This window comes from Ulvibacterium sp. (genome assembly GCF_965248315.1).
Lineage (GTDB): Bacteria > Bacteroidota > Bacteroidia > Flavobacteriales > Flavobacteriaceae > Ulvibacterium.
Window position 1 is genome coordinate 3,496,288 of record NZ_CBDFIX010000002.1, and the last position, 14,417, is coordinate 3,510,704.

8 protein-coding genes are annotated in these 14,417 nt (G+C 50.1%); 4 read left to right on the forward strand and 4 right to left on the reverse strand.

The genetic code is table 11. The features are described from left to right. The first annotated feature begins 31 nt into the window (after positions 1 to 31). Positions 32 to 829 (forward strand): alpha/beta fold hydrolase, encoded by a 798-nt coding sequence (locus ACP2AF_RS16560; protein WP_425237264.1) that lies wholly within the window; start codon positions 32 to 34, stop codon positions 827 to 829. Positions 830 to 891: 62 nt separating this feature from the next. Here ACP2AF_RS16560 and ACP2AF_RS16565 read toward each other — a convergent pair whose 3' ends face one another. From ACP2AF_RS16565 to ACP2AF_RS16575, 3 genes are all read right to left on the reverse strand, one after another. Further along, positions 892 to 1,713, reverse strand: coding sequence for a GNAT family N-acetyltransferase (locus tag ACP2AF_RS16565; RefSeq protein ID WP_425237265.1), 822 nt, complete (start codon positions 1,711 to 1,713; stop codon positions 892 to 894). A gap of 32 nt (positions 1,714 to 1,745) precedes the next feature. Next, positions 1,746 to 2,312 carry an outer membrane beta-barrel protein gene (locus ACP2AF_RS16570; RefSeq protein ID WP_425237266.1) on the reverse strand — a complete coding sequence of 189 codons (567 nt, stop codon included), beginning with the start codon at positions 2,310 to 2,312 and terminating at the stop codon, positions 1,746 to 1,748. A 141-nt stretch (positions 2,313 to 2,453) separates the two neighbouring features. Then, positions 2,454 to 2,690, reverse strand: coding sequence for a hypothetical protein (locus ACP2AF_RS16575; RefSeq protein ID WP_425237267.1), 237 nt, complete (start codon positions 2,688 to 2,690; stop codon positions 2,454 to 2,456). A gap of 596 nt (positions 2,691 to 3,286) precedes the next feature. On the opposite strand from ACP2AF_RS16575, the gene ACP2AF_RS16580 reads away from it, so the two are divergent. After that, entirely contained in the window at positions 3,287 to 7,882 is a 4,596-nt protein-coding gene (locus ACP2AF_RS16580; protein WP_425237268.1) for an FG-GAP-like repeat-containing protein, read from the forward strand. A gap of 38 nt (positions 7,883 to 7,920) precedes the next feature. After that, positions 7,921 to 8,799 carry a PorP/SprF family type IX secretion system membrane protein gene (locus ACP2AF_RS16585; RefSeq protein ID WP_425237269.1) on the forward strand — a complete coding sequence of 293 codons (879 nt, stop codon included), beginning with the start codon at positions 7,921 to 7,923 and terminating at the stop codon, positions 8,797 to 8,799. Positions 8,800 to 9,170: 371 nt separating this feature from the next. Here ACP2AF_RS16585 and ACP2AF_RS16590 read toward each other — a convergent pair whose 3' ends face one another. Then, positions 9,171 to 9,335, reverse strand: a complete 165-nt coding sequence (locus ACP2AF_RS16590; RefSeq protein ID WP_425237270.1) for a hypothetical protein — start codon at positions 9,333 to 9,335, stop codon at positions 9,171 to 9,173. 439 nt (positions 9,336 to 9,774) lie between these two features. Here ACP2AF_RS16590 and ACP2AF_RS16595 point away from each other — a divergent pair, with 439 nt between their 5' ends. Further along, positions 9,775 to 14,406 (forward strand): FG-GAP-like repeat-containing protein, encoded by a 4,632-nt coding sequence (locus tag ACP2AF_RS16595; RefSeq protein ID WP_425237271.1) that lies wholly within the window; start codon positions 9,775 to 9,777, stop codon positions 14,404 to 14,406. Positions 14,407 to 14,417: the final 11 nt, after the last annotated feature.

Here is a 14,417-nt window from a genome sequence, read left to right on the forward strand (position 1 = left end):
CCATATATTCGTATTCCCTAAACCCATGCAAATGGAAAATAGCGGCCAAAAGTTGGAAAGTAAGGAATTACATACCTCAAAGGGTACGTGGCACTATCAATCGGGCCATTCAGGAGAAAAAGCGATTCTATTTATCCACGGGGCAAGTTCAAGCAGTCGCATTTGGAAGTATCAGCAAAACTTGGAAATCGAAGGTTACAAAACTATTTATGTAGATCTTTTGGGCTATGGCAATAGCGATAAACCCCAAGAAGGGTATTCGTTACAAACATGGTTAGATGGGATACATGCCATTTTGGAACAGGAAGGAGTAAAAGAGGTTGTACTTGTTGCCCATAGTAACGGTGTTATCCTTGCCAAGGAGTTTTATAGAAAGTACCCCAAATCGGTCTTAAAAATGATTTTGGTGGATGGCATGCTAAAACAAATGATCCAACCTTCCATGTTGGAATGGATGAAATCGCAACTGGAACGTACGGATTATGAAAGTTTTATGCAAAATAGCATTCAAAACATGCCTGTACAAGGACTTGGGGAAAGTGATGTAAGAATACTCAAGGAGGATGCCCTAAATACGCCAAAATACGTAACCCGCGCCGAATTTGATATGGTCAGCAATCCAAATACATGGTTAGAATTGACCATTGAATGCCCCACCGTCATTTTGCATAGCAACAATCCACTTTGGACTGAGGACTACACCCTTGGTTTAAAAAGTATGATTTCAAAGCTCGATTTTAAGCAATGGATTGATTCCGGACATTTTATTCCGATGCATTTCCCCGAAAAGTTTAATACGCTGATTCTAAAAACCTTGGAACCACGTTGAACTAATCCTCTTTTGAAAAAAATGGGCCGCTTTTTGCCGATACCAAATTGAGTCGGCTCTTTTTAGATTTCCATTCGCATCGCGTACTGATCTATGGTATTTACCAATCCGATTGCACTTAACTGCTCAAGTTTACCGGTCAATCTTTCGTCAACGTTGTTGACCTTTATGGTATTTGAAATTTGACGTATCCCGGAGAACAGTCGGTTCCAAGCCTCCTTTCCTTCATTTAGTAAATCAAATTGTACCAAATAACCTGTATTGGGCTGTATGATAAAAAAGGATTCCGGCGATGTCTCGATTAAGACATGAAAAAACCGATAGTTACTCCGGAGTATGGATTCCTTCTGATGGTCCCAAGAATAAAAATGTTGATTGGGTAAATTCGCCCAGTCAACCTTTTCCAGTTCTACTTCTTTTAAGGTCAGAGTTTCTATATTTTCTGGGTCAATAATGCCATTAAAACATTTGTATGTTCGGTAGGTTTTAAAGCCGATACCCTTATAGGACCGAATCGCCCTTTCATTCTTAGTAATTACCTCCAACGCACAATTAGTTATCCCTATGCGCTTTAAATCGGTGAAAGCGTATTCGTAAATAGATTGCACTATTTTTTGCCCTCGGTAATCCGGGATTACCCCGGTACCTGTATTGAAAGCCGTCAATTTTCCATCCCTATGGTCAATGGCGTGTATCACAAACCCGACCAGTTTCTCCCCATCAAACATACCGTAGGAAAAATTAAAATCGACTTTGGCGACCTTCCAACGTTCCTTATAATAATCGCCATTAGTGGGTACCGTCACAAAATAGTTTTGAAAGGCGAGCAAAAAGCTCTCCAATATCCTGTTAAAATCCGTATTTCCCAGATTCTTAACTATCATTTTATCAGAAGAGGTCTATAAAAAATCTTCGTTTATAATAGGGCATAGCCCAAATAGAGTTGAAATCCATTATTTCGAAGACTATTGATTGTGCTCAACCCTAAATTATAGCGAAGGCCAAAGTTCAGCCTATCTGTGGCATTGAAGGATAGTTCAAAATTTCCAGAAAGACTTACGTTGTCAATGGGTTCATTTTGGGTAAAAATAATACCGTCAATGACCAAAAACCGGTTCTGGTCGGAAATCAACAAACCCAATTGAGGGCCGATCAGAAAATCTAACTTCCTGACCAATCTGGTCTTGAATAGAACAGGGAAAATCAAATATTGATCCCTCACCTTTTGGTTCAATTCCACTGTTCCAATCCGTGTACCGTTTCCGTCCCCAATTCCATAGGACTCCATATGTATATTCTGAACGGAATACAGGACTTCCATTTTTAACCCGATATGGCGGTTAAACGTAAAATCCGTAAAACCCCCGAAATCTGGGCCAAATTGGTTGTTGAATTCCATGCTTTCCAAATCCACCATCTTGGGTAGGGTGTAATTCATTCCAATTTTTAATCCAAATGCGACCTTGAAATCCCTTTGGCCCATCAAAGTGTGGCAGCCTATGATAAAAACCAGAAGTATAAGATGATATTTCTTTAATTTATGATGTCTTAATAGGGTAATTAAGGTTTGTAAGAATAGAGGTCGAAGATACTAAAGTACATTGGAACATGTTATTTATTCGTGTTATTTTAAGCGTTCCAGAATCCCCTTTCGTTTGTAGATGTTTTTATAATCCCATTGGATTCTCCGAGCTTTTTCCAACCATCTTTTTAAATCCTCTTCCATGATTTGATCAGCAGGGGAATACAAAATAGAGGTATCCTTAAATTTACCGGTCCCTTGCTTCAGGGACTCTTCTTCAAAACTCGCCCCGCCCCAGAACATCAGACGAATTCCGGCCCTTAACTTGTTATAGCCCACGATGGGATTCCCTTCCTAAAAACGAAACCGGATGTTCGTGCCATATTCTATTCTCCGCTTCTGGTAGGAATCTGTTGATCAAAACGCCAATTTTGTACATATTTCTTGTTCCCCTGGTACCTGATTTTCGTTAAATGCCTCAATATCTTGATTCATTTCATAGGGTAATCTATCATAAACGAATATTTTTTTGGTCTTCAATTGCATTTTAATCCCACAACTAAGATACTGGATTTTTGATGTTTGTAAATGTCCCATTTCTCGATCCGATGCGCTCCAAAATCTTATCACCTGTCCCTGGGTATTTATGTACGCCCCATTTCGGTTAAAACACTCGGAACCTCCTGTTTTTTATAGAATTTATCCTACAAATGTATTTGTAGATTATTATCTCTTTTGTTGATTTTAGAGTCTAATTATATAAGCTATTCCTAAACCAAAGCAAGCACCACACTCTGGAACCAAAAATAGATGCTGATTGGGAAAAATCATATATTATATAAGGGTTAACAAGCAAAAAAAATTTGGTTACTAAACAACATATCCGTCACAATTGGCGTTGTAGCTATTATTTAACACATAAAATCCCTCGAATTGTGAAAGAAAAAAATCAAAAATCAAAAGATCGAGTATTTACTATATTCTTGTTTCTGGGCCTATCGTTTACCGTTTTTTCCCAGACCGATCCTACGGTCGTGGCCACCGCCCCGACCGCCAATGCCTTGGGTGTGGACAATACCGCTCCCATTGGCCTTACTTTCAGCGAAACCATGGATGCCGCTACCCTTACAGCGGACAATATAAAGATCTCCGGCAATTACGGCCGGCCCTTTGGTTTCCCTATTCCCAGTACAAACATCACCACGGTGGTCCTTGGCCCCAATCGGGACTTCTTCCCCGGGGAGGTGATCACCGCCACCCTTACCACTGGTGTGGCAAGCAGCGCGGGACCCCCACTGGCCAACCCTTTTACCTATCGCTTTACCGCAGGGGTAAGCCCCGATAGCCCCGGGGAATTCCCCAATGGGCAAAACACCATTAGCACATTGGCAGAAGGTGCTCAAAGTATGACCGTTGCCGATCTGGACGGCGACGGGGACCTGGACGCACTCTCGGCCTCTAAAGATCGTATCTCATGGTACCGGAACGATGGGAGCGGGAACTTTGGTAGCCAACTTAACATTAATACGGCAGTAAATTTAGCCATAGATGTGGCCACCGGTGACCTGGACGGCGACGGGGACCTGGACGTAATCTCGGCTTCTAGAGGTGGGATCAACATTGTCTGGCATGAGAACGACGGGAGCGGGAATTTCGGCGGCCAACGGACCATTACCGCGAGAGTAAGTGAACCTAGTAGTGTGACCACCGCCGATCTGGACGGCGACGGGGACTTGGACGTACTTTTGGCCTCTAGTGATGATAACCGGGTGGCTTGGTACGAAAACGATGGGAACGGAGACTTCGGCGACCAACGGGCCATTACTATGGCAGGAATTAGAGCCACAGATGTGACCACCGCCGATCTGGACGGCGACGGGGACCTCGACGTACTCTCGTCAATCTCTTTCAATAATAACGCTCCCGTTGTCTGGTTCGAGAACGACGGGAACGGGAACTTCGGCAGCCAACGGACCGTTACCACGGCGGCAAGCGGAGGGATTCAAAGTGTGACCACTGGCGATCTGGACGGTGATGGCGACCTGGACGTGCTCTCGGCCTCTCTTAATAATAGCGCCCCCATTGCCTGGCACGAGAACGACGGGAACGGGAACTTCGGCGGCCAACGGATAATCCCTGGAATAGCTAATTCGGCTTACAGTGTTACTTCAGGCGATTTGGACGGCGATGGGGACCTGGACGTGCTCTTGACTTCTTTCGCCGATGCACGTATTGCTTGGAATGAAAATAGCGGGGGCGGAAACTTCGGCGCCCAACGGACCATTACGACAGCCGCAAATGGAGCCATCCGAGTGACTACCGGCGATCTGGACGGCGACGGGGACCTGGACGTGCTTTCGGCCTCTCGTTTTGACAATCGTATTGCCTGGTACGAGAATGCAGTGCGCTCTTCCCTTACGGTAACGGCCACCGATCCGGCCACCAATACCCTGGGCGTGGAAGATGCCGCTACTTTGGGCATTACCTTTAACGAAACTATCGACGCCGCTACCCTTACGGCAGATAACATAAAGATTACCGGAAATTACGGCCAACCTTTTAGTTTCGCAGCTCCCAGTGCAAATGCCACCATGGCGGTCTTCGATCCCGACCGGGACTTCTTTCCCGGCGAGGTGATCACCGCCACCCTTACCACAGGGGTAACAGGCAGCGCGGGGAACCCCTTGGCAAGCCCTTTTACCTACCAATTTATCGCAGGCGTAAGCCCGGATAGCCCAGGGGAGTTTCCCAATGGGCAGAACACGATTTTCGAAGGGGGTCGGGAGTCACCCGAAAATAATGTGACCGTTGCCGATCTGGACGACGACGGCGACCTGGACGTAATCGCCGCCTACGAAACCAATAGCGGAGGCGCTTGGTACCCCAATGACGGGAACGGGAGCCTTAGTGCCCCACGGCCCATTACCTCGGATGAGGGTTCATTCAGAGGACTGATCACCGCCGATATGGACGGCGATCGAGATTTGGATGTACTGGCGATCACCGATCTTGATGCTCGAGTTTCCCTATACCTAAACGACGGGAGCGAGAACTTTACTAAGGGTATGGGTTTTAGTGCTAGCCCTACTCGCTTCAAAGATTTGACTATCGGGGACCTGGACGGTGACGGGGACCTGGATGTGCTCGTGACCTCTTTTAACAAGATTTCGTGGTACCCCAATGATGGACTGACGTTTTTTGGCACCCAAAGGATTCCAGCCATTTTCGGTGCTGAACGAATTATTAATGGATTTTTAACTGGAGCCAGTAGAGTGGCCGTTGCCGATCTGGACGGCGACGGGGATCTGGACGTGTTATCGGCCGTTTCTTCCATTGACCTTATTGCCTGGTACCCTAACGATGGGTACGGGAACTTCGGTAGCTCACAGACCATTTCCCTAACGGCAACGGGGGCCGAAAAAATAATCACGGCCGATCTGGACGGCAATGGGTACCTCGACGTGATTTCGACTTCCATTGAAGATAACAAGATTGCGTGGTACCCTAATTTTAACGGTAGATTCGGTTCCCAACAGACCATTACCACGGCGGTGGACGGAATAAGGGACGTGACCGTTGCCGATCTGGACGGTGACGGGGACCTGGACGTACTCTCCGCCTCTTTTGATGATAATCAAGTTGCCTGGTATCCCAATGATGGAAACGGGAACTTCGGTGATCAACAGACCATTATCACAGCGGGATCGGGCGATGGATATACTGCAGTTGCCACCGGAGATCTGGATGGCGACGGGGACCTGGATGTCCTCTCGGCCCGTTCCAATCAAGGCCGCATTGCCTGGTACGAGAATGCAGGGGCCACTACCCTAACGGCGAACTGCACGGACCCCTTTACGTTACAACTCGACGCCAGCGGTACGGCCAGTATCACCGCAGAGGATATTGACAACGGTTCCATGGGAGCAACCGGTATGGACATCGATATCACCGATTTTGATTGTTCCCACCTGGGCGAGAATACCGTAACGCTTACGGTGACCGATGCCTCGGGAGCTACGGAAACGTGTACGACGATCATCACCGTGGAGGATGCCATGGCCCCTATTGCCGATAGGGCCGTACTACCGGATGTAAGGGACGGATGCGGGGCAACGATTACATCAATGCCCACCGCGACCGACAACTGTGCGGGGACCATCACCGCCACTACCGACGACCCCTTGGCCTATCCAGATCAGGGGACCTATACCATTACATGGACCTATGACGACGGCAACGGGAATACCAGTACACAGGAACAGACGGTCATCGTGGAGAGTTCCATCACCTCCGCAACGCCCGATATGGACGTCCTACCGGATGTAACGGGCGAATGCAGCGCAACGGTAACCGCGGTGCCCACCGCCACCGCCGATTGCGGGGGGACCGTAAACGCCACAACGGACGATCCCCTGGAATACGACCGGCCGGGAACGTTCACCGTTACATGGACCTACGATACCGGCGACGGGAATACAAGCACACAGACGCAGACCGTGATCGTGGAGGATTCCGTGGCCCCCGTTCCCGATATGGCCGCCCTGCCCGATGTGACCGGCGGGTGCGGGGCGACGGTAACCATATTGCCCACGGCTACCGATAACTGTGTGGGGACCGTTACCGCCACAACGGACGATCCGTTGACCTATCCCGAACAGGGAACCTATACCGTAACCTGGACCTATGACGATGGCAACGGGAATACCAGCACACAGGTGCAGACCGTCATCGCGGAGAGTTCCATCGCCCCTCCGATACCCGATATGGCTTCCCTACCGGAGGTAAGAGGAGAGTGTAGTGCAACGGTAACCGCGGTGCCAACGGCGACGGACAACTGCGCGGGGACCGTTATAGGGACCACGGACGATCCCCTGGAATACGACCGGCCGGGAACGTTCACCGTTACCTGGACCTACGATACCGGCAACGGAAATACAAGCACTCAAATGCAAAACGTTATTGTGGAAGATGTTGTTCCTCCAATGGCCATTGCGCAGGATATTACCGTTGAACTGGACGAAAACGGACAGGCGACCATCACCGCGGAGGATATCGACAACGGGAGCGCGGACAATTGTGGTATCGCGGACCTTTCCTTGGACACGGCCATTTTTGATTGTCCGGAACTAGGAGGCACAGACGTAGAACTGACCGTTACCGATGTCAGCGGCAACAGTAGTTCGGCCACGGCCACGGTTACCTTTACCGCACCGGACAGCGATTCGGACGGCCTGGCCGATGTATGCGGTACCGAAATATCCATTGTCCCCGGACAGGGGGTCTCCCCCAACGCGGACGGTATCCACGATACCTGGGTAATCGAGAACATCGCCGACCATCCGGATGCGCTGGTCAAGGTGTTCGACAGGAACGGCAGGGAGGTCTTCAGCACCATCGGTTACCGGAACGATTGGGGGGGCACCGAAGGAACCGGTAGCGGACTACTCCCGGTAGGGTCCTACTACTACGTCGTCCATCTCCGGCAGCCAATTGCCCGGAACATTACCGGATGGCTATACCTTAATTATTGATCTATTGCAATTTCCCCCAACAATCCAAAAAAACAACCATGAAAAACATACATTTATCAATTCTTCTATTCCTGTTCTTGATATTGGGCAACTTCTCGGCAAGTGCACAGCAGGAACCCCTGTATACGCTATACAGGTACAATACCAACTTTTTCAACCCGGCGGCCTTCGGGCTCAACGATAGGGTGGAGTTCAGGTCCAACTTCAGGAACCAGTTCTCGGGCATCGAACAAGCGCCCGAGACGTTGGGCCTCTACTTCGGGGTCCCCGTAAACGAGCGTATCGGTATCGGGGCCACCGTTGTCTCGGACAAGGTGTTCATAGAGAGTACCACCTCACTGTTCGCCAGCTTTGCCTATGGGGTACAGCTCGACCGATGGACCTGGCTCCATTTCGGGGTACAGGCGGGAGGTACATTCGTCAATATCGATTTCAATAGCCTGGACCAGGCCATAGATCCCGTGTTCGCACAGAACGTGAACGACTTTAACCCGAACGTGGGTGCCGGGGTGTACCTGAAGGGCATGGACTATTTCGTGTCCCTTTCCTCCCCGAAAATATTGACCACGGACAGGATCGACGATGAGAGCGGGGTGCTTACCGTGGCCCGTAGCCGCCCACAGTTCTACCTGAGCGGGGGCTACCACTTTGCGATCGGTGACAATGTCGTATTTACCCCGTCCACATTGTTGCGCTTTTCCAACGAGCAGACCATTGCAGACATTACCGCCGCCTTTAAAATTTTAAATACCATAGAGGTGGGCGCCAACTACAGGGTGGACAGGGCATTCGGGGGGCTCTTGTACCTGACAGTACAGGAATGGCTGGAAATCGGCTACGCCTACGAGACCAATTCCGGGGCCATAAACGTATCGGAGGAAGGGACCCACGAGATCGGGGCCACCCTCAAGTTTTGATATACGATAAGGAACGGTAGTTGAAATCTATTGGGTTAGTAGTCTCTCAACATTCCGTATCCGGTAAGAAGGCCCTAAACAATGTAGGTGGTTTGGGGCTCTTCTTAGATTTAGTAAACCGCTTTGTCCAAAGTGTATTTAAATTGCGTTCAGACTATTAGTACGAAAAAAAGATATCATTTGTTATGATCTTTAATCCAAATGCGACCTTGAAATCCCCTTGTCCCATAATGGTATTCAAGTTTATACTAAAAGCCAGGGGTATAAGGTGGTAATTCTTCAATTTATAATGTTTTAATATATTGATTGAGGTTTGTAAGAATAAAGGTCGAAGATACTAACATAACATTCGAACATGTTATTTATTCGTGTTATTTTAAGTGTTCTGGAACTCCTTTTCTTTTGTAGATATTTTGTAGTCCCATTGGATTCTGCGCTTCTGGCAGGAATCTGTTGATCAAAACAGCCAACATATTACATATTTCTTGTTCCCCGGGAACCTGATTTTCGTTAAATGCCTCAACATCTTGATTCATTTCATAGGGTAATCTATCATAAACGAAATTTTATTTGGTCTTCAATTGCATTTTCATACTACAACCAAGATACTGGATTTTTGATGTTTGTAAATGTCCCGTTTCTCGATGCGATATTCCCTTAAATCTTTCCACTCGATTCCAGATATTGACATAGGCTATTTTTTTTGAAACGCCCGAAACCCCTTGCTTTATTTAGAATTTATACTATGATTCAGATTATAGAGTATTATCTCTTTTTTTGCTTTTGGGATGGACCGTATTAATCTGATCGGAAACCAACGGTCAGCTCGGTTTTCAAGAATGTTATTTAGATAATTATCAATTAAAAATATAGTATATAAAGGGGTTATCAAATAATTTTTTTTGGTATCCTAAACAACATATCCATTCTATTTATCGTTGTAGCTATCGTTTAATACATTAAATCCCCCGAATTGTGAAAGCAAAAAACCTACGAACAAAAGATCGAGTATTTACTATATTCTTGTTACTGGGCATATCGTTTACCGCTATTTCCCAGACCGATCCTACGGTTGAGGCTACTGCCCCTTCCGCCAATGCACTAGGTGTGGACAATGCCGCTACCCTAAGTCTTACTTTTAGTGAAACTATAGACACCGGTACCCTTACGGCGGACAACGTAAAGATCTCCGGTAGTTATGGCAAACCCTTTGGCTTCCCTGCCCTTAGATCAAATACGAACACAGCGGTCTTTGACCCCGATCGGGATTTCTTTCCCGGAGAAATGATTACGGCGACCTTGACCGTGGGTGTGGCAAGCAATATGGGAGCTCCTCTGGAAAGCCCTTTTACCTATAGCTTTACCGCAGGGGTAAGCCCCGATAGCCCCGGGGAATTCCCCAAGGGGCAGAACATTATTTTCGAAGGGACTCAAGAGTCGCCCAGAAATGATGTGACCGTCGCCGATCTGGACGGCGACGGCGACCTGGATGTGCTCGCGGCCCACGAACAGAGTATCGGAGGCGCGTGGTACGAGAACGACGGGAACGGGAACTTTGGTGCCCTACAATCCATTGACTTTGGTAATGGTTCGCTTAGAGATATAATAACTGCCGATCTGGACGGCGATGGGAATCTGGATGTGCTTGCACTAGCCAACTCTGATACTCGAATTTCCTTATACCTAAACGACGGGAGCGGGACCTTTACCAAGGGTATAGGTCTTAGAGCTAACCCTTTATTCGAAGATTTCACTGTCGGCGATTTGGACGGGGATGGGGACCCGGACATACTCGCGGCCTCTCCTGGCAAGCTTACATGGCACTCCAATGAGGGTTTAACGTTTTCTGGCACCCAGAGGGTTCCGACCATTTTCGGTACTGAACGAATCATTGATGGACTGTTAACCGAGACCGGTGCAGTTGCCATAGCCGATCTGGACGGCGACGGGGACCTAGATGCACTCGTGACCACTTTTGACAAGATTGCTTGGTACGAAAACGATGGGCATGGGAACTTTGGTACCTCACAAACGATCACCCTATCCGCAGATGGAGCTGAAGATATGATTGTGGCCGATATGGATGGTAACGGGCACCTTGACGTAATCTCCACTTACAGTAATGATAACCAGATTGCCTGGTACCCAAATTATGGAAACGCAAATTTCAGTGGCCATGGGAACCTTATTACAGCAGATGCCGAGGGCGGGGCCAGCATAGTGACCATTGCCGATCTGGACGGTGATGGGGACCTGGACGTGCTCTCGACCTCTATCAGTAATAACTCCTCCATTTTCTGGTACGAAAACGACGGGAGAGGGAACTTCGACGGCCAACAGACCATTACCACCGAAGCACTTGGAACTTTAAGTGTTTCCACCGGCGATCTGGATGGGGACGGGGACCTGGACGTACTTTCGGCCCATTCCGATAACGGCACTATTGCCTGGTACGAGAACGCAGCCTCCTCTCTTACGGTAATAGCCACCGGGCCAGCTGCCAATGCCATTAGCGTAGACAATGCCGCTACTCTAAGTCTTACTTTTAGCGAAACTGTGGACGGGGCTACCCTCTCTGCGGATAATATAAAAATCTCTGGCAATTATGGACGGCCCATGGGCTTCGGTACTCCCAGTGTAAATGCCAACACGACGGTCTTTGACCCTGATCGGGACTTCCTTCCCGGCGAGGTGATCACCGCCACCCTCACCACGGATGTAGCAAGCAGCACTGGAAACCTCTTGGCAAGCCCTTTTACCTACCAATTTATCGCAGGCGTAAACCCGGATAGCCCAGGGGAGTTTCCCAATGGGCAGAACACGATTTTCGAAGGGGGTCGGTCGTTACCCAGAAATGATGTGACCGTTGCCGATCTGGACGGCGACGGGGACCTGGACGTTATTGCGAACCACGCACCCAGAGGGTCAATAGGTAGCGCCTGGTACGAAAATGATGGGAGCGGGAACCTTGGTGACCCTCAGTCCATTGACTTAGGTATACAATCGTTCACAGGAATAACCACTGCCGACCTGGACGGCGATGGGAACCTTGAGGTGCTCGCGGCCACTACATTTGATGCCCAAATTGCCTGGTACCTGAATGACGGAAGCAAGAACTTTACTGAGGGCAAACCAATTACATTTAGTCTTGAACGACTTGATGATCGCGTCAAGGATTTTACTATCGGGGACCTGGACGGCGACGGGGACTTGGACATACTCTCGGCCTCTTCCAACAAGATTGCCTGGCACCCCAATGATGGACTGACGTTTGGTGTCGCACGGAATCCGCTCATTTTTGGTGCCGAACGGATCATTAGTACGGCTGCGGTCGGGGTCAGCGGAGTGGCGGTCGCCGATCTGGACGGCGACGGGGACCTCGACGCGCTCGCGGCCTCTGCCAACGATAACAGGATCGCCTGGTATCCAAACGATGGGAGCGGGAACTTCGGCACCCAACGGACCATTACTACGGCTGCAGCTGGAGCCCTGGATGTAATCGTTGCCGATCTGGACAGCGACGGCGACCTGGACGTAATCTCTGCCTCCGCCAATGATAACAGGATCGCCTGGCACCCCAATGATGGGAGCGGGAACTTCGGCGGCCAACGGACCATTACCACGGCGGTGGACGGAATAAGGGACGTGACCGTTGCCGATCTGGACGGTGACGGGGACCTGGACGTACTCTCCGCCTCTTTTGATGATAATCAAGTTGCCTGGTATCCCAATGATGGAAACGGGAACTTCGGTGATCAACAGACCATTATCACAGCGGGATCGGGCGATGGATATACTGCAGTTGCCACCGGAGATCTGGATGGCGACGGGGACCTGGATGTCCTCTCGGCCCGTTCCAATCAAGGCCGCATTGCCTGGTACGAGAATGCAGGGGCCACTACCCTAACGGCGAACTGCACGGACCCCTTTACGTTACAACTCGACGCCAGCGGTACGGCCAGTATCACCGCAGAGGATATTGACAACGGTTCCATGGGAGCAACCGGTATGGACATCGATATCACCGATTTTGATTGTTCCCACCTGGGCGAGAATACCGTAACGCTTACGGTGACCGATGCCTCGGGAGCTACGGAAACGTGTACGACGATCATCACCGTGGAGGATGCCATGGCCCCTATTGCCGATAGGGCCGTACTACCGGATGTAAGGGACGGATGCGGGGCAACGATTACATCAATGCCCACCGCGACCGACAACTGTGCGGGGACCATCACCGCCACTACCGACGACCCCTTGGCCTATCCAGATCAGGGGACCTATACCATTACATGGACCTATGACGACGGCAACGGGAATACCAGTACACAGGAACAGACGGTCATCGTGGAGAGTTCCATCACCTCCGCAACGCCCGATATGGACGTCCTACCGGATGTAACGGGCGAATGCAGCGCAACGGTAACCGCGGTGCCCACCGCCACCGCCGATTGCGGGGGGACCGTAAACGCCACAACGGACGATCCCCTGGAATACGACCGGCCGGGAACGTTCACCGTTACATGGACCTACGATACCGGCGACGGGAATACAAGCACACAGACGCAGACCGTGATCGTGGAGGATTCCGTGGCCCCCGTTCCCGATATGGCCGCCCTGCCCGATGTGACCGGCGGGTGCGGGGCGACGGTAACCATATTGCCCACGGCTACCGATAACTGTGTGGGGACCGTTACCGCCACAACGGACGATCCGTTGACCTATCCCGAACAGGGAACCTATACCGTAACCTGGACCTATGACGATGGCAACGGGAATACCAGCACACAGGTGCAGACCGTCATCGCGGAGAGTTCCATCGCCCCTCCGATACCCGATATGGCTTCCCTACCGGAGGTAAGAGGAGAGTGTAGTGCAACGGTAACCGCGGTGCCAACGGCGACGGACAACTGCGCGGGGACCGTTATAGGGACCACGGACGATCCCCTGGAATACGACCGGCCGGGAACGTTCACCGTTACCTGGACCTACGATACCGGCAACGGAAATACAAGCACTCAAATGCAAAACGTTATTGTGGAAGATGTTGTTCCTCCAATGGCCATTGCGCAGGATATTACCGTTGAACTGGACGAAAACGGACAGGCGACCATCACCGCGGAGGATATCGACAACGGGAGCGCGGACAATTGTGGTATCGCGGACCTTTCCTTGGACACGGCCATTTTTGATTGTCCGGAACTAGGAGGCACAGACGTAGAACTGACCGTTACCGATGTCAGCGGCAACAGTAGTTCGGCCACGGCCACGGTTACCTTTACCGCACCGGACAGCGATTCGGACGGCCTGGCCGATGTATGCGGTACCGAAATATCCATTGTCCCCGGACAGGGGGTCTCCCCCAACGCGGACGGTATCCACGATACCTGGGTAATCGAGAACATCGCCGACCATCCGGATGCGCTGGTCAAGGTGTTCGACAGGAACGGCAGGGAGGTCTTCAGCACCATCGGTTACCGGAACGATTGGGGGGGCACCGAAGGAACCGGTAGCGGACTACTCCCGGTAGGGTCCTACTACTACGTCGTCCATCTCCGGCAGCCAATTGCCCGGAACATTACCGGATGGCTATACCTTAATTATTGATCTATTGCAAT